Raw genomic sequence first — 16,076 nt, 5'->3', positions numbered from 1 at the left:
ATTTATTCATGCGTACCAGACCTTGGCTGACCCACGCAGTAGCCGCGCTACTGCTGGCCTGCACCCCATTGATGTTCGCTGGCACCGCGAGCGCGCAGCAGACCACCACGATCCGGATAGTACTGAACTGGAAATACGAAGGCCCGCAGGCCTGGTTCTTTCTGGCCAAGCAACGCGGCTATTTCGCCGATCAGGGCCTGAACGTGATCCTCGATCAGGGCTCGGGCTCGAGCGCGGCGGTTTCGCAGGTGGCCACCGGCGCCTACGATGCCGGCTTCGGCGATGTGAACACGCTCATCGAATTCGCAGCCAAGAGCCCGGACGACCACCCCTACGCGGTTTACCAGATTTACAACCAGCCGCCGTTCACGATCGCCGTCAACGCCAATAGCGATATCAAAACGCCGGCCGATCTGGAAGGCAAGACCATCGCCGGACCAGCCAACGACGGCGCACTGAAGCTGTTCCCGGCGTTTGCCAAGATCACCGGTATCGATGCTTCGAAGATCGATATTCTCAATATCGAGCCGCGCCTGCGAGAGCAGATGCTCATTCGTGAACGCGTTGACGGCGTCTTTGGCTATGTGAACACGATCCGTTTCTCGGCGATGCTTGCGGGTATCGACGCCAACAAGGATTTCCGCTTCATCCGCTACGGCGATTACGGCATGGATCTGTATTCCAATGCGATCATCGTCTCCAAAGAGCTGGTCGAGAACAATCCGGACGCGGTGCGTGGGCTCGTTACTGCCATCAATCACGCCATCGCCGATACGCTCGCCGATATCGATACGGGCATCGATGCCGTCATGCAGCGCGAGCCGCTACTCAACCGCGACGTGGAAACCAAACGCCTGCTTGCCACGCTGCGCGACGAGATTGATTTCGACAACATGGGCGATCTGGGGCTGGGCAATATCGACGAACAGCGTTTCGCCAAGGCGATCGATATCGTCGTGGACGCCAAGGATCTGGAACGCACGCCGACGGTCGACGAAATCTTCGATACGCGCTTTTTACCGCCGAAAAACAAGCGCATCTACACGCTCGATTACGAAGCGCCCTAAATCCCTCCTTCGCGTCGCCCGCGGCGCGCCGATTTCATCGCGACACCCCTGCGCCCGCTCGGCCCTACGCCGAGCGGCGCGCAGCACGCCTGTCTTGACCCCCGCCCCAATACAAGAAACGACTCATGAATCTCGAACTCGATAACCAGATCGTCGCCCTGACCGGTCCTGCAAAGGGCATGGGCGAGGTCATCACCCGTGCGTTCGCCGCCGAAGGCGCGCGGCTCGTACTGCTGGGCCGCGATACCGCGCCCATCGAGGCTTTGGCCGAGGATCTACGCAGCGATGGGCGCACCGTTTTCGTCGCCGCCTGCGATATTACCGATGCCGACGCCTGCGAGGCCGCGATCCAGGCCGCAACGCAACACTACGGCAAGGCCATCGATGTGCTCGTCAATATCGCTGGCGGCTCGGGGCCGATCGGCAAGACCGGCGCCGACACCACCGCCGCAGAATTCCGCGACATCGTCGACCTCAACATGACCGGCTGTTTCAACACCATTCATGCCGTGGCACCCGGCATGATCGAGCAAAAAGCGGGACGCATCGTCAATGTGGGCGGCACATTCGGCATGCGCGGCCGTGCCGGGCGGCTGGGTTATTCAGCGTCTAAATGGGGCCTGCGCGGTATCACCAAGAGCTTTGCGCTAGAACTGGGCGCCTACAACATCAACGTGAACACGGTCGCCCCCGGCATGGTCGACGGACCGCGTTTTCGCGACAAGGTCTGTGCCGATATCGCCGCGCGCGAAGGCATCAGCCTTGAACAGGCGGCCGCTCGCCATGCCGCCGACTATGCCCTGCAACGCGTATCGACCAGTGCGGATGTAGCGCACGCCTGCCTGTTTCTTGCCAGCGCCCGGGCGCGCCAGATCACCGGCGTGGACCTGCCGGTCGACGGCGGCTGGGCCGCAGTCTAGGAGTTACCGACCATGACCGAACAACAAACCGTCGACCTCGTGATCCACGGCGCGACCGTGGTCACCGACACGCACCAGTTCCCTGCCAGCGTGGCAGTCGACGACGGCGTGATCGTGGCTGTCGGGGCCGATGCCACCATGCCCAGCGCCCACGAACGCTTCGACGCGACCGGCCTGCATCTGTTGCCCGGGGCGATCGATGTCCACGTGCATTTTCGCGACCCAGGCTACGACTACAAGGAAACCTGGGAAACCGGTACGGCCGCGGCTGCAATGGGCGGCACGACTACGGTCTTCGAAATGCCCAACACACACCCGCCCACCGCGACCGCGGATGCAGTGGCTGACAAGCTCGAACGCGCCGAGGCCAATGCCTATGTCGATTTTGGCGTTTACGGGCTGCTCGCGGAAAACAATGTGGACCAGCTCGAAGCCTTGGCCGCGGCCGGGGTGATCGGCTACAAGTGCTTCATGGGCAATACCTTCGGCAATCTGCCCTCGCCTTCGACGGGTGCGATGCTGGAAGCCTTCGAACGTATCGCACCGCTGGGCCTGCGCACTTCGTTGCATGCCGAAACCGCTTCGATCATGGCTTGGCGCTACGAGCGCCTGCGCGCAGCCGGGCGTCACGACCCGCTCGCTCATGTGGCCGCCCGCCCGTCGGTGGTCGCTGTCGAAGCCGTTGCCCGCGCGGCGATCCTGTCGGAATGGACGGGCGCACGAATTCACGTATTGCATGTGTCGTCGGCTGCGGAGCTGCGGCCGATGGCCGAGGCCAAGGCGCGCGGCGTGGATATCACCGCCGAAACCTGCCCGCACTATCTGCGTCTTTCCACCGAAGACTACGACCGTCTGGGCAGCGTGATCCGCGTCAATCCGCCGGTGCGCGAGCCCGCAGATGCCGCCGCGCTGTGGGCCGGCCTGGCCGACGGCACGCTCGACATGATCGCCACTGATCATGCGCCGCATCTGCCCAAGGAAAAACACAACGACGTGATCTGGGATGCCGACTGCGGTTTTCCGGGCGTGGAAACCCAGATGCCTCTGATGCTGGATTCGGTCAATGCCGGGCGGTTGTCGCTGTGCGATTACGTACGTATCTCGTCGGTCGCTCCAGCCAAGGCCTGGGGGCTGTATCCAGCCAAGGGGCGTATCGGCGTAGGCGCCGATGCCGATATTGCACTGGTGGATATGAACCGCACCGAGACCATAGACCAGAATCAGCTGCATTCGGTCAACGCGCGTATTTCGCCGTTTCATGACGTAGCCGTGACCGGTGTGCCGGTCCATACGCTCGTCGGCGGCCGATTCGTCATGCGCAAACGCCGCCTGGTGGCCGAGGCGCGCGGTCACGGGCGCAACGTCAAACGCATACAAAACATGTCGAAAGCCAATATCCAAAACGCGGATCGCACGCTGGCCGCTGAAATCGCCAAAACGCCGGAGAAGTCATGAACACGGCTCAGAACACACCGATGGGGCGCTTCGACGATGCCGCTATCGTGCTTGAAGACACAGCGGTCACCTACGGTCGCGGCGAGACCGCAACGCGCGCATTGGATACCACTTCGCTGGTCCTGCGCGACGGCGAATTCGTTGCGCTCGTCGGCCCCTCGGGCTGTGGCAAATCGACCATTCTCAAGCTTGCCGCCGGCCTGTTGCCGGCCTCCGAAGGCTATGTATTCGTCGGCGGACGCGAGATATCGGCACGAGCCGCGCGCGTGGGCATCGCCTTTCAGAATGCGACCATGCTTCCCTGGCTGAGCGTGCGTGACAACATCATGCTGCCGCTCAAGATCGTGTCGCCGTTCAAGGCCGGTTACCGGTCCAAGAAGGCGACCGAGTACCGCGAGCGTGCCGATGCCCTGCTCGCCCAGGTCGGGCTCGACGGTTTCGGCGACAAATATCCCTGGCAGCTATCGGGAGGCATGCTCCAACGCGCCTCGCTGTGCCGGGCATTGATTCACGAACCGCGCGTATTGCTGCTCGACGAGCCGTTCGGCGCGCTCGATCAATTCACCCGTGAGGAACTCTGGGGCATTCTCCAGGACCTTTGGCTGGACAAGAAGCCGACCGTACTGCTGGTTACTCACGATCTGCGCGAAGCGGCCTATCTGGCCTCGCGGGTATGCATCATGAGCCCGCGCCCAGGGCGCATCGTCGAAGACCGTGCGGTCGATTTCCAACGGCCACGTACCGTTGCGCGGACCTACGACAACGACTTCATAAAGCTCATGCAGGATCTGCGCGCCCTGATCACCCACGACGGCCCGAATACGGTCGGGAGTGCGGCGTCATGACACAGCGCCTGCTCGGCCCGCGCGCGATGCAGCGCGCCGCCTCTATCGCGTTCATCGTCGGCTTCTTCTTGCTGTGGGAAGCGGCCTGCGTGGTCTTTTCGATCTCGCCGTTCGTGCTGCCCCGCCCGAGTGCGGTTCTAATGACGCTCATCGAACGTTTTCCTGCCCTCGTGCCGCATATCGTGCAGACGCTTATGACCACGATGATCGGCTTTGCGGCGGGCGTATTCACCGGCATCGTGCTCGGCGCGCTCGTAGGCTCGTCCAAAATCGCCTACGACACGGCCTACCCGTTGCTGGTCGGGTTTTCCTCGATCCCGAAGGTCGCCGTGGTGCCGATCTTCGTACTGTGGTTCGGCAGTGGCACAGTGCCGGCGATTCTGACCTCTTATGTCATTTGTATCTTTCCGATCGTGGTCAATGTAGCCACCGGACTGGCTACCACGTCGCCGGAACAACAGGACGTGCTCAAGGCGCTCGGTGCAAGCCGGCGCGAGATTCTATTCAACATCAGCCTGCCGAGTGCGATGCCTTATCTGTTTGCCGCACTCAAGGTTGCTATCACGCTCGCCTTCGTGGGCACCGTGCTCTCGGAAACGGTGGCCGCCAATCGTGGCATCGGCAACGTGATGATGATCGCCACATCCAATTTCGACGTGCCGCTGGTGTTCGCAGGCCTGTTCCTGCTCGCCGTGATGGGCGTTGTGCTCTACGGCCTGTTCTCGCTGCTCGAGCGCCGTGTCTGCGGCTGGGCATCGCGCGGCGCCGACACACCACTGGCCTGATTTTCGCTTAATGGGAACCGACCATGATTGACCTACTTTTTCGAACGCTCACACGCACCCTGATACTGGGCACATTGCTCTTTTCGGCCACGAATGCCGCGGCTGAAACCGTAGCGGTCCGGTTCACCCTGGATTGGAAGATCCAGGGCGTGCATGCGCCGTTCTATCTCGCCCAGCAGCGCGGGTACTTCGCGGACCAGGGCCTGGATGTGACCATCGATCAGGGCGAAGGCTCAGCGGCGACGGTGAGCCGCGTGCTCTCCGGCGCCTACGATGCCGGCTTCGGCGATATGAATGCCATCATCCAGACCGCGGCCAAATCGCCCGACCGGGCGCCGGTCATGGTCTACCAGATCTACAACCAGCCGCCGTTTGCGGTGCTGACCACCGCCGACGGGCCGACCGAATCGGTAGCGGATTTTCCCGGCCACACATTCGGCGGCCCGGCCGGCAGTGCCGCTACCAAGCTGTTTCCTGCAATGCTCGAAGCCTCCGACATCAACCCCGATTCGGTCAGCATCACCAACGTTGCGCCGCAGCTTCAGGAACAGTTGCTCAATCGCGGCGATGTAGACGCCGCACTGGTGTTCAATGTCACCAGCTATATGAACCTGGTTTCGCAGGGTCGCGACCCGCAAGCCGATTACCGCTGGTTTGCCTACGGCGATCACGGCCTTGATATCTACTCGAACGGCGTGATGGTGTCGCAGGCGATGATTGCCGATCACCCCGAGGCAGTCGAAGGGCTCGTCAAAGCGATCAACCATGCCATGCAGGACATCATCCAAGACCCGGACGCCGGCATTGCCGCAGTCAAGCAACGCGAAGCGTTTATCGATGCCGATGCCGAGCGCAAGCGTCTCGACTATGCAATGACGCATCTGATCGTCTCCGACGAAAGCCGCGAAATTGGCATCGGCGATGTCAGCACGCAGCGTTTGTCGAGGTCCATCGACACCATTGCCGATCTTTACGATCTCGAAAGCAAACCGCTCGCCGAAACGGTGTTTACCGATCGGTTTTTGCCGCCGCGTGATCAGCGCCTGCCGTAGGCAAGCACGAACATGAGCGAATTCATTGCCCACGACGCGCTCCTCGGCGCCGGCTGCGATAGCCGTGGGCCGGTGCGTATAACGCATGATGATGGGCGAATCACCGCCATCGAACCGCTCGGCGCCAGACCTGCCGGGCCGCGGCGGCTGGTCATGCCCTGTTTCGCCAACGCCCACGATCACGGCCGACCGCTACCCACGGTGGCGTTCGGCGCCGTCGACAAGCCGCTGGAAACCTGGTTGTTGCGCCTGGCCGTGGCACCCTCGGTCGATCCATATATCGCGGCCTGTGCCAGTTTCGGCCGGGCCGCACTCGGCGGATCAGGCGCGGTGATGATGCACTGCACGCGGGCGCAAGGGCTAAACGATCTGCCCACCGAAGTGGCCGCAGTTGCCCGCGCCGCAGACACCGTCGGCATTCGCGCGGCTTTTGCAGTAGGCCTGCGCGATCGCAACCCGCTGGTTTACGGCGACGACGCAACGATTCGCGCCGCAATGGATGCTGAAACCCGCCCCGTAGCCGACCGATATTTCAACGTGCCGAATCAATCCATCGACGCGATGCTGGAAAGCGTCGATGCCTGTGCCGAAGCGGTGACCGACCGCGACCTCGACGTACAATACGGGCCGACCGGCGTGCAATGGTGTTCGGATGCACTCCTCGCCGCGATCGCGCAGGCGAGCGCCGATACCGGGCGGCGTGTACATATGCACTTGCTCGAAACCCGCTATCAACGCGAGTGGGCCGACCGACAGTATCCGAACGGCATCGTCCAACATCTGGCTGAGATCGGGCTGCTCGGCCCACGGCTGACACTGGCGCACTGTGTTTGGGCGCGCGACGACGAACTCGAACGCATTGCCGAATCCGGCGCGACTATCGCAGTCAATACCAGCTCCAACCTGCACCTGCGCTCAGGCATCGCGCCACTACGGCGCATGCTCGATACCGGTTGTCGGGTCGCCCTGGGCCTCGATGGTTCGGCGCTCGATCAGGACGACGACGCGCTTCGGGAAATGCGGCTAACGCGCCTGGTGCACGCTGACCGGGGTTTCGAATCATGGGCCGGACATCGCGACATGCTCGCCTGCGCGACCAGTCATGGCAGGGTCTGCATCGGCGCGCCCGGCGATGGTCGGCTGGCGGCCGGTCAACCAGCTGACTGGCTGGTGCTCGATCTGGCGCGACTACAACGCTACGATCTCGTCGACAACCCGATTCCGGCCTCACTGTTCAGCCATACCACGGCGGCCCATATCGATCAGCTTTGGGTGGGCGGACAGCCGGTCGTGTGCGACGCGGCACTGGTCAATCTCGATATCGCTGCCGTCCACGACGAACTGATCGACCAATATCGACGGCGCTGGACCGATCGGCGTCCGTTGCAAGCGGTCTGGTCTGATATCGAAGCGCATGTGCATGGCTGGTATCAGCAATCGGGCTGCTGTTAACTCGTTCGCATCGCCATCGCGCGTGAATTCGACCGACGCCGCTTCTGCCTACGCCAAACAGGAAAATGCTCTGAGCTGTTGCACTCCAACAGCCCCGCACGTTAATCGAGCTTTCAAATAGCGCCAGTGCGCCCTCTTTCGGCACTGTGCGGGATAAGGCACGAACGCCGAAACGCTAATATACATAATTAAATCAATATCTTATTTAACGTATGCGCAAATATAAGAATTATTCCAACGCTTGAGCCAGTTAGGCACACCCGTTGCATGCAGGAGATGTTGCATACATCAATGTATTTACTCGGGGGTTATCACGATGCTTCGCTGTTCTTCTACGCTCAGGCTCGGTTTGTTCTATGTCGCATCCGCGACAAGTGTTTTGGCCGCCGTCGGCACCTCATGCGCGTTCGCCCAGGACGACAACACAATAACCACGCCGGACGATTATCAGGAGCAGCCCTCAGCAGCCCCGGCTGATACCGAAGAAGGCATTCCGCCGGAAAGCGAAGATGCGCCCCCTAGCGAGCCCGAGGTCGCTACGCTCCGCGATATGTTCGAACAGGGCACCGTGGACGGCAATCTGCGTACGCTCTACTACTCGTCGGACAATGCATTCTTCACGCCCAATCAGGATCAGGATACCGTTTCTGTTGGTGGCCGCCTTCGTTTCACCACCGCTGAACTGGCTGGTTTTACGATACAGCTTGCGGCCTATGCGCAACGCCAGATCGACGAATCGAACGACCCCAGCCGTAACGACAGCGTCCTCGGTAACGATGTCTCAACGCTCGGCGAGGCCTATATCCAATGGCAGACCCCGGACGATATGTTCCAGATTCGGGCTGGTAACCAGCGTCTGGATGCGCCGTTCACATCGACCACCGACTGGCGCATCATCCCGCCGCTTTTCCAGGGGGTGACTATGCGTTACGGCACGGACGACAGCTATGTCACCGGCATGCGCATCACCCAGTTCAAATCGTATATCAACGACGAATTCGACCGTACGACGACCTACAATCAGAAATACGCGCCATTTGGCCCCAATACCACGGAAAGGACAGACGGCTTCTGGGCTGCCGGCGCAGGCCATACCATGAACACCGGCCCTGTCGACCTGACCGGGCAGGCCTGGTTCTTCAACTATATGGACTACGCCAACATGTACTACGTCGACGGCCAGATCGCGAAGGCAGAAGGATCAATCAAACCGTTTATCGGACTGCAGTACATTCGTGCGACGGAAGAAGGCGATGCCCTGCTCGGCGAGATCGATCATCACACCTACGGCGTACAGCTGGGCTTAAAGCGTAATTCACTGACCGCGACGCTCAACTACGACTATATTCCGCACCGCGAAGGCACCTTCCTGAACGGCTCCCTGGTCACGCCCTATCAACACAATGTGTCGTCAGGCCCATACTACGCACAGCCGTTCCTCACCAGCACGCAAGATCTCGGCTCGGGCAGCGCTTACGCATTCGATATCAAGGGCGCGCCATTCGACAAGGTGTTTGCGGGCGCAAGGTACTCGTTCATGGACCTGAAACCGACCGCTGTCAGCGACTCGATCAACCAGCAGGAATACCTCGTCTACGGGATCTATAACTTCGACGGCGCGCTGGAAGGGCTGAGTATCGCCAATTTCTTGGGTTACCAGATTTCGCCCGTGTATGAAGAGGACTTCCTCCAGAACCGACTGGCCATCGAGTACTCGTTCTGATCTTCGTGCGATCAAGGCCTTAGCGGAACGGTCGCGGCTGCCCGGGCAAGGCAGATAACCGGGCAGTCAGTGACAAAATAAGGCTCGGCTGTGCGCATCGCCAAAGACTGCGCGAGTCCCTCGACCCCCGCTTGTTTATCTGTCGCAGGTTCGAAACTTATCGATGAACCATATAAAAATACCGGCACTGCGGCCGGCATTTTTATATGGTGCGCCCGGCAGGATTCGAACCTGCGACCTTCGGCTTCGGAGGCCGACACTCTATCCAGCTGAGCTACGGGCGCATCGGCGCCGCAAAGGATACGCACACGCCGGCTTCGCGTCCATCCTGCGATGATGGGCGTATCCGTGTGACGAACAAAATCCGTTATACTGCGCGCAATTCCGCGCACCGTTCGACCACGCCATATAAAGTTTGCCATGACCGCCAACACCGACCAGACATTCTTTCGCGCTTTCACGATCGTACTCGGCGCGCTATTCCTGATCACGATCGCAGCCATCATTGGCGCACGGTTGATTTCGGGCTCTGGTGACAGCGGCGAGATGCGCCCTGAACAGCTCACGCGCGTCCAGGACCGTACCGAACCGGCTTACGCGGTCAATACGGACCCGAACGCCACGTCGATAGCGGCGTCGGGCGACGATAGCGGCGGCGAGCCGATGTCAGGCGACGAGGTGTATGCCAACGTCTGTTCAGCCTGTCATGCCTCCGGCGTGGCCGGCGCACCCAAGACGTCCGATACCGCCGAATGGAAAAAACGCCTGGATGAACAAGGCAAGGACACGCTCTATTCGCGTGCGATCAACGGCTACAAGGGCATGCCCGCCAAGGGCGGCAACCCCGATCTTTCCGAAGAGGAAATGCACAAGGCCGTCGATCATATCCTCGGCGAAGCCGGCGCGACCTGATCGCGACGCCCAGCGCATTCGAAAAAGCCGTCCGCTGGGGCGGCTTTTTTATGCACGCCTGTCCAACGGGTAACGTTGGCCGTGAGGCACGCGATCAACGCATCGAGGTCAGCCAGGACAGCGTGTGCCGGCTCCCCGCTTTGAACACGCATGATCGCGCCGTCGATAGCCAAGGCGATCTGGCGCGCTTGCGCTTGTGCGCCCTCGCCCTCGATACACGCGGCTACCGCGGCCACCATGTCGCGTTTGTGTTCGCGCGCGACCGTGTTCACTGATGCCAGAACCTCGCCGTACTCGCCCACACTATTGAGAAACGCGCAGCCTCGAAAACCAGCGCTAGTTAGCCATTCAGCCAGTGCCGGTACGATCGCAGTCGTGCCACTGCCATGGCGCACGAGCGCCTGTTCAAACCAGCCAATCCAGCGCGCGTGACGCTGCTGCAGAAACGCCGCCACCAGCACGTCCTTACTGGCGAAATGACGGTAGAACGTGACTTTGGTTACCCCGGCTTCTGAGATCAGCGCATTGGTGCCGGTCGCACGAATGCCATCGCGATAAAAAAGCCGCTGAGCCGCTTGAAGAATGCGTTGGCGGGCAGGCGCCTGGGCATCTACCGATATTTCCTCGATCATCGCCGCAGTGTAGACAGATCTGTCTACATACGCCAGACTGCGTTTATGTAGACCATTCTGTCTACATCATTTCGGGGAATGCCATGACTGCCAAACCGCCTGTACCGCCTTTTGATCTGGAGGGCGCCATCCGCAAGGTTCGCCTGGCTGAAGACGCCTGGAACAGCCGCGACCCCGACCGTGTGGTGCTTGCCTATACGCCTGACAGCCGCTGGCGCAACCGGGTGGAGCGCTTTACGGGGCGCGATGCGATTCACGCGTTCTTGCAACGCAAATGGCAGCGCGAACTCGAGTACCGCCTGATTAAAGCGCTCTGGGCTTATGGCGAGGATCGCATCGCGGTTCGCTTCGCCTACGAATATCGCGACGATACGGGCCAGTGGTATCGCGCCTATGGCAACGAGAACTGGCAGTTCGACGCGGACGGGCTGATGCATACGCGCCTTGCCAGCATCAACGACTGTCCGATCAACGACGATCAACGCCTGTTTTTCTGGCCCCAGGGGCGCCGGCCGGACGACCATGCCGGACTTAGCGATTTGGGACTTTAATACGTCGCCTGGGCGTTATCGATCGTTGATCGGGAACACGAACTTAGTCAGCGCGAACGCTGGCCACGATTTTCGTTAGTCCGCTGAATCGCCCAGCATGGCCTTGAGAGCCGCGAGCTGGTTGCGCCCATGCTCGGCTTCGGCCTTGGGGTCGCGCTTGCGTGATTGCGGCCACTCGATCTCGTCCTTGGGCAGTTCTTCGAGAAAACGGCTGGGCGTGCTGTCCGTATTCTCGCCGCCGCGACGGCGTTGTCGCGCATAGCTCAGCGACAGCGTTTTGCGAGCCCGAGTGATGCCGACGTAAAGCAGGCGGCGTTCTTCTTCGATCTTTTCATCGTCCATGCAGGCATGGTGCGGCAACAACCCTTCTTCCATGCCGACGAGAAAGACATGATCGAACTCCAGGCCCTTGGCAGCATGCAGCGTAAGCAGGTGCACCTGGTTTTCGATGTCTTTTTCGCTCTGATTGGCAAAGTCCATGAGACTGAGCCGACGCACGACTTCATCGAGTCCGCGCGGCGTGCCGTCGGTGTTTTCTTCCATATGGCCGAGCCAGGCAAGAAACTCGTCTACATTTTCCAGGCGCTTGCGCGCGGCGCGCGTATTGGCCGCGGTATCGCGTAGCCATTCGCGATAGTCGATATCGGCGATCAGCTGTACCACCAGTGCCTTGGCGGGCGTGGACTCGCCGTCGCGGGCCAGCCCTTTCGCCCAGTCGACGAATTCGGCCAGCCGCCGGCCGGCACGATCGCCTACCCCACCGGCCAGACCGACACCGCGCGCGGCATCGAACAGGCTCAGATGACGACTCCCGGCATAGCGCGCCAGGGCTTCCAGAGTGGCCGGCCCGATTTCGCGGCGTGGCAGATTGACCACACGGAGAAACGCCGCGTCGTCATCCGGGTTGACCAGCAGCTTGAGATAAGCCGCCAGATCGCGAATCTCGCTGCGTTCGAAAAACGAGCGCCCACCGGACACGCGATACGGAATCTGGCGCTCGCGCATGGCTTTTTCGAACGCCCGCGATTGGAAATTGCCGCGATAGAGCACCGCATAATCACCGAACGCATTGCCCGTGCGTAGCCGGTGCGATGATATTTCGCTGGCCACGCGATCGGCCTCGCCGGCCTCATCCGCACAGGCGAGTACGCGAATGCGATCACCCGGGCCCATCGCGCTCCAGAGGTTCTTTTCGTAGACCCGCGCGTTGGACGAAATCAGCGTGTTCGCCGCCGACAGGACGTTGCCCACCGAGCGATAGTTCTGTTCGAGCTTGATGACCTTCAAATGGGGGAAATCGCGCGACAGATCGGCGATATTGCCGGGCCGCGCGCCGCGCCATGCATAGATCGACTGATCGTCGTCACCCACCACGGTAAACGCCGCACGCACGCCCGCGAGAAGCCGCATCAGCTCGTACTGTGCCGCATTGGTGTCCTGATATTCGTCGACCAGCAAATACCGGAAACGGTTCTGCCAGCGCTCTCGCGCGGCGGCGTCTTCACGCAGCAACTGCACGGGCAGGCTGAGCAGATCATCGAAATCAACGGCGTTATAGGCTTTCAGCCGACGCTGATATTCCGCATAGGCGCGTGCGATCGCCTGCTCGGAACCGGCTGCGGTGGCCGCCGCACCCTCGGGATCTACAAGCGCCGACTTCCAGGCGCTGATCGTGAACCGTGCGGTCTTGCGCAGTTCGGCATCCTTGCCAATCAGATCGGCCAGCAGCTTGTCTGCATCCTCGGCATCGAAGATCGAAAAGCGCGGCTTGTAGCCGAGCGCGGCATGCTCGGCGCGAATCATCTGCAGGCCGAGGCTGTGGAAGGTACTCACGGTCAGCCCACGGGCGGCATCGCTGTCGATGAGTTTGGAGGCGCGCTGTTTCATCTCGCGCGCAGCCTTGTTGGTGAACGTGACCGCCGCGATCCGATCCCCGGCATAACCACGCTGGATCAGATGCGCGATCTTGCGCGTAATGACACCGGTTTTGCCCGAACCGGCGCCGGCGAGTACGAGCAACGGGCCGTCGAGATACCGTACGGCCGCGTCCTGTTCGGGGTTGAGCTTGGGAGTCGCCATGGGCGGCAGAGTCTAGCAGTTAGCGCGGCGCCGGCAGACGGCCTGTCAGTTGTCGGTGGGCACAAAAAAGCCGGCCCGAAGGCCGGCTCATCGTCTTCAGTACAAGACGCGTTCTTTAGAACGATTTGCTGATCGTGCCGACCGCGGTAGCGCCACAGACGTTCAAGCCGCCACAGGCAGTATCGTCCAGATCGGTATCGATATAAGCCACCGACCAATCGAGGCCGAACTGCGTCGTGGCCAGCGAGATTGACCAGTCGGCATAGTCTTCGAAGTATAGATCGTTTTCATCGACGGTCTGATAGCCCGCGTGTGCGCCCAACGTCAGCCACTCTTCCAGCGGAAACTCGAAGCTGGTGTTGTAGTAGAAGGCATCTCCCGATTCGTTATAGAAATCGTCGCTATAGGACACCGACAACGCAGCCGTCATGTTGTCGTCGCTGTAGGCGATGCCCGGCGTGTATTCCCAGAAGTCGATTTCGTTATTGTCGCCGGCCGTGCTCGCGCCCGGGTAGTAGTAGTACAGAACGTTGAAATCGAGCGCCCAGTGATCGCTCAGCGCCAGCCCGTAGCCCGCATAGAAATCGATCTCGGCCTGGGCACCGTTGTCGCCGGTGACCGGGCTGGGGTTGAAGTTGTCGACGTTCGAAGCCCAGGTGCCCATATAAAGGCCGCTTTCGAGCGCATAGTCGAAACCGCCCTGAATGGCGAAATCACGGTCGGTCTGCGATACGCCGCGATAGCGATAATCGGTCGTGAACGCAATATTGGCACTGGCTTCGGCGGCCACGGCGCTGGCACTGGATACGGTAACGATCGCTGCGGCACAGCCCATTAGAAGTTGTTTTTTCATCTCGGTTTTTGCTCCCTTTGCAAAAAGTCTCGTAACGAGAAACCCCAAACGCAGCCTAGGCCTTGAGCGGGATGCGTTGAATCGATGCACGAGACATGCCAAACCGGATGGAAAATGCATGAGCGAAGGTGTCGCGCACCATATCGGCCATACAGATTTAACCCAAACGATCTCGAATCGGCTGATCGCTTGCGGCCCGAAACTATTTATACAGGCAAACTTGTCGAAACTAAGAGGCGGCGCGGCGGTCGAGCTGGCGAAAGCCGATTGCTTCGGCCACATGCCCGGAAGAGATCGTATCGGCGCCGGCGAGATCCGCGACCGTGCGAGCCACCCGAAGAATACGATGATAGGCGCGCGCGGACAGACCAAGTCGCGCAATAGCCTGCTCCAAAATAGCGCGTGCACTTTTTTCGAGCAGGCAATGCATGTCGATTTCTGCCGGCGCAAGAGTGGCATTGGGGCCGTGCCCGCGGTCGGCCGCGAACTGCCGTGCCGCGATAACGCGTTGGCGCACTGTCGCACTGCTCTCGGCGGGCTCGGCCTGCGCACCACCCATGAGCACGTCGCGCGCGACCGGCGCCACATTGAGATGCATATCGATCCGGTCGAGCAGCGGCCCGGATATGCGATCCCGATAGCGCGCAATACGTTCGGGCGTGCAGTGACAGCGCCCCGATGCATCGCCCAAATAGCCGCAGGGACACGGGTTCATGGCAGCGATCAATTGAAACGCCGCCGGGAACTCGGCTTGGCGTGCGGCACGGGAAATCACGATATGTCCGGACTCGAGCGGCTCGCGCAATACTTCAAGTACGCGGCGATCGAACTCCGGCAGCTCGTCCAGGAAAAGAATGCCGTTATGCGCCAGCGTGATCTCGCCCGGGCGCGGCGTCGAGCCACCCCCCACCAAGGCCACGCCGGAGGCCGTATGGTGCGGTGCCCGAAACGGTCTTCGACCCCAGTTTTCCGGAGAAAAACCGCCCGGCCCTATTGAAGCGACTGCTGCGCTTTGCATGGCCTGCTCTAACGTCATATCCGGCAAAAGGCCCGGCAAGCGACATGCAAGCATGGTCTTGCCCGCGCCGGGCGGGCCGATCAGCAGTAACGAATGGGCGCCGGCCGCCGCGATCTCCAGCGCGCGCTTGGCCTGCTGTTGGCCACGCACGTCGGCAATATCCTCATAGGTCGACGTTTGATGCCCCGGCGCGGGTTCCGGACGATGCCAAGGCGTCTCGTCGCCGGCCAGACTGGCGGCAACATCGGCTAAATGCCCAGCTGCGAACACACCATCCGGTGCGGCGAGCGCCGCTTCGGGGCCGTTCTCATCGGGCGCCACCAACGTGCGTTGCGCCTGACTGGCCGCGAGCGCGGCCGGGAGTGCGCCACGTACGCCGCGTAGCGCGCCGGACAGCGACAGCTCGCCAAGGAATTCGTAACCCGTCAAGGCGGTACCAGGAATCTGGCCGGACGCCGCCAGTATGCCGAGCGCAATGGCCAGATCGAAACGCCCGCCTTCCTTGGGCAGATCCGCGGGCGCCAGATTGACGGTAATACGGCGGGTCGGAAATTCGTAACCACTGTTGACGATTGCCGCCCGAACCCGGTCCTTGCTTTCCTTGACCTCGGTTTCCGGCAAACCCACGATCGCAAGCGCCGGCAGGCCGCCGGCCAGATCCACCTCGACAGTGACCGCCGGCGCCTCCAGGCCCGTTTGCGCTCGACTGTGTACGGTCGCCAGCGTCACGAA

Annotated in this window: 14 protein-coding genes and 1 tRNA gene; 10 read left to right on the top strand and 5 right to left on the bottom strand. The window is 61.2% G+C overall.

The genetic code is table 11. From position 1 onward, the window contains the following. Positions 1–8 precede the first annotated feature (8 nt). From SSPSH_RS06395 to SSPSH_RS06360, 8 genes are all read left to right on the top strand, one after another. Positions 9–1,067, top strand: a complete 1,059-nt coding sequence (locus tag SSPSH_RS06395) for an ABC transporter substrate-binding protein (RefSeq protein ID WP_021031504.1) — start codon at positions 9–11, stop codon at positions 1,065–1,067. 125 nt (positions 1,068–1,192) lie between these two features. Beyond that, positions 1,193–1,987, top strand: coding sequence for an SDR family NAD(P)-dependent oxidoreductase (locus SSPSH_RS06390; RefSeq protein WP_021031503.1), 795 nt, complete (start codon positions 1,193–1,195; stop codon positions 1,985–1,987). Positions 1,988–1,999: 12 nt separating this feature from the next. After that, positions 2,000–3,442 (top strand): allantoinase AllB, encoded by a 1,443-nt coding sequence (allB, locus tag SSPSH_RS06385; protein WP_006912852.1) that lies wholly within the window; start codon positions 2,000–2,002, stop codon positions 3,440–3,442. Continuing rightward, positions 3,439–4,287, top strand: coding sequence for an ABC transporter ATP-binding protein (locus SSPSH_RS06380; protein WP_006912851.1), 849 nt, complete (start codon positions 3,439–3,441; stop codon positions 4,285–4,287). The genes allB and SSPSH_RS06380 overlap by 4 nt, the downstream gene beginning before the upstream one ends. After that, positions 4,284–5,072, top strand: a complete 789-nt coding sequence (locus SSPSH_RS06375; RefSeq protein WP_006912850.1) for an ABC transporter permease — start codon at positions 4,284–4,286, stop codon at positions 5,070–5,072. The genes SSPSH_RS06380 and SSPSH_RS06375 overlap by 4 nt, the downstream gene beginning before the upstream one ends. A gap of 23 nt (positions 5,073–5,095) precedes the next feature. Then, positions 5,096–6,124 carry an ABC transporter substrate-binding protein gene (locus SSPSH_RS06370; protein WP_006912849.1) on the top strand — a complete coding sequence of 343 codons (1,029 nt, stop codon included), beginning with the start codon at positions 5,096–5,098 and terminating at the stop codon, positions 6,122–6,124. Positions 6,125–6,136: 12 nt separating this feature from the next. Continuing rightward, on the top strand, positions 6,137–7,576 hold the full coding sequence (locus tag SSPSH_RS06365; protein WP_006912848.1) for an amidohydrolase family protein: 1,440 nt from the start codon (positions 6,137–6,139) through the stop codon (positions 7,574–7,576). A 316-nt stretch (positions 7,577–7,892) separates the two neighbouring features. Further along, positions 7,893–9,299 (top strand): OprD family outer membrane porin, encoded by a 1,407-nt coding sequence (locus tag SSPSH_RS06360; RefSeq protein WP_021031502.1) that lies wholly within the window; start codon positions 7,893–7,895, stop codon positions 9,297–9,299. A 207-nt stretch (positions 9,300–9,506) separates the two neighbouring features. Here SSPSH_RS06360 and SSPSH_RS06355 read toward each other — a convergent pair. Continuing rightward, a tRNA-Arg gene (locus tag SSPSH_RS06355) sits at positions 9,507–9,583 on the bottom strand. Positions 9,584–9,719: 136 nt separating this feature from the next. Here SSPSH_RS06355 and SSPSH_RS06350 point away from each other — a divergent pair. Continuing rightward, entirely contained in the window at positions 9,720–10,211 is a 492-nt protein-coding gene (locus SSPSH_RS06350; protein ID WP_006912846.1) for a c-type cytochrome, read from the top strand. Here the strand turns inward: SSPSH_RS06350 and SSPSH_RS06345 are convergent. Further along, positions 10,181–10,843: a TetR/AcrR family transcriptional regulator gene (locus SSPSH_RS06345; protein ID WP_021031501.1), complete on the bottom strand. Its 663-nt coding sequence runs from the start codon at positions 10,841–10,843 to the stop codon at positions 10,181–10,183. The two genes, SSPSH_RS06350 and SSPSH_RS06345, sit on opposite strands and share 31 nt — an antisense overlap. An 83-nt stretch (positions 10,844–10,926) precedes the next feature. Here SSPSH_RS06345 and SSPSH_RS06340 point away from each other — a divergent pair, with 83 nt between their 5' ends. Continuing rightward, positions 10,927–11,394: a nuclear transport factor 2 family protein gene (locus SSPSH_RS06340; protein ID WP_006912844.1), complete on the top strand. Its 468-nt coding sequence runs from the start codon at positions 10,927–10,929 to the stop codon at positions 11,392–11,394. Between the two features lie 75 nt (positions 11,395–11,469). On the opposite strand, the gene SSPSH_RS06335 is transcribed toward SSPSH_RS06340, so the two are convergent. The 3 genes from SSPSH_RS06335 to SSPSH_RS06325 all read right to left on the bottom strand — a co-directional run bounded on the left by SSPSH_RS06335 (position 11,470) and on the right by SSPSH_RS06325 (position 16,073). After that, positions 11,470–13,473: a UvrD-helicase domain-containing protein gene (locus SSPSH_RS06335; RefSeq protein WP_006912843.1), complete on the bottom strand. Its 2,004-nt coding sequence runs from the start codon at positions 13,471–13,473 to the stop codon at positions 11,470–11,472. A gap of 115 nt (positions 13,474–13,588) precedes the next feature. Beyond that, complete coding sequence (locus SSPSH_RS06330) at positions 13,589–14,326, bottom strand: TorF family putative porin (RefSeq protein ID WP_021031500.1); 738 nt, start codon at positions 14,324–14,326, stop codon at positions 13,589–13,591. Positions 14,327–14,555: 229 nt separating this feature from the next. After that, complete coding sequence (locus SSPSH_RS06325; RefSeq protein WP_006912839.1) at positions 14,556–16,073, bottom strand: YifB family Mg chelatase-like AAA ATPase; 1,518 nt, start codon at positions 16,071–16,073, stop codon at positions 14,556–14,558. Positions 16,074–16,076: the final 3 nt, after the last annotated feature.

This window comes from Salinisphaera shabanensis E1L3A (genome assembly GCF_000215955.2).
GTDB classification, from domain to species: Bacteria; Pseudomonadota; Gammaproteobacteria; order Nevskiales; family Salinisphaeraceae; genus Salinisphaera; species Salinisphaera shabanensis.
Note: the sequence above shows the minus strand (reverse complement) of the source record. Positions and strands in the feature narration are given on the sequence as shown.

What these genes read in the sequence shown, in the direction of transcription:
- SSPSH_RS06395 (WP_021031504.1), top strand. Translation starts at nt 9, where the DNA reads ATGCGTACCAGACCTTGGCTGACCCACGCAGTAGCCGCGCTACTGCTG.
- SSPSH_RS06390 (WP_021031503.1), top strand. Translation starts at nt 1,193, where the DNA reads ATGAATCTCGAACTCGATAACCAGATCGTCGCCCTGACCGGTCCTGCA.
- allB (WP_006912852.1), top strand. Translation starts at nt 2,000, where the DNA reads ATGACCGAACAACAAACCGTCGACCTCGTGATCCACGGCGCGACCGTG.
- SSPSH_RS06380 (WP_006912851.1), top strand. Translation starts at nt 3,439, where the DNA reads ATGAACACGGCTCAGAACACACCGATGGGGCGCTTCGACGATGCCGCT.
- SSPSH_RS06375 (WP_006912850.1), top strand. Translation starts at nt 4,284, where the DNA reads ATGACACAGCGCCTGCTCGGCCCGCGCGCGATGCAGCGCGCCGCCTCT.
- SSPSH_RS06370 (WP_006912849.1), top strand. Translation starts at nt 5,096, where the DNA reads ATGATTGACCTACTTTTTCGAACGCTCACACGCACCCTGATACTGGGC.
- SSPSH_RS06365 (WP_006912848.1), top strand. Translation starts at nt 6,137, where the DNA reads ATGAGCGAATTCATTGCCCACGACGCGCTCCTCGGCGCCGGCTGCGAT.
- SSPSH_RS06360 (WP_021031502.1), top strand. Translation starts at nt 7,893, where the DNA reads ATGCTTCGCTGTTCTTCTACGCTCAGGCTCGGTTTGTTCTATGTCGCA.
- SSPSH_RS06350 (WP_006912846.1), top strand. Translation starts at nt 9,720, where the DNA reads ATGACCGCCAACACCGACCAGACATTCTTTCGCGCTTTCACGATCGTA.
- SSPSH_RS06345 (WP_021031501.1), bottom strand. Translation starts at nt 10,843, where the DNA reads ATGATCGAGGAAATATCGGTAGATGCCCAGGCGCCTGCCCGCCAACGC.
- SSPSH_RS06340 (WP_006912844.1), top strand. Translation starts at nt 10,927, where the DNA reads ATGACTGCCAAACCGCCTGTACCGCCTTTTGATCTGGAGGGCGCCATC.
- SSPSH_RS06335 (WP_006912843.1), bottom strand. Translation starts at nt 13,473, where the DNA reads ATGGCGACTCCCAAGCTCAACCCCGAACAGGACGCGGCCGTACGGTAT.
- SSPSH_RS06330 (WP_021031500.1), bottom strand. Translation starts at nt 14,326, where the DNA reads ATGAAAAAACAACTTCTAATGGGCTGTGCCGCAGCGATCGTTACCGTA.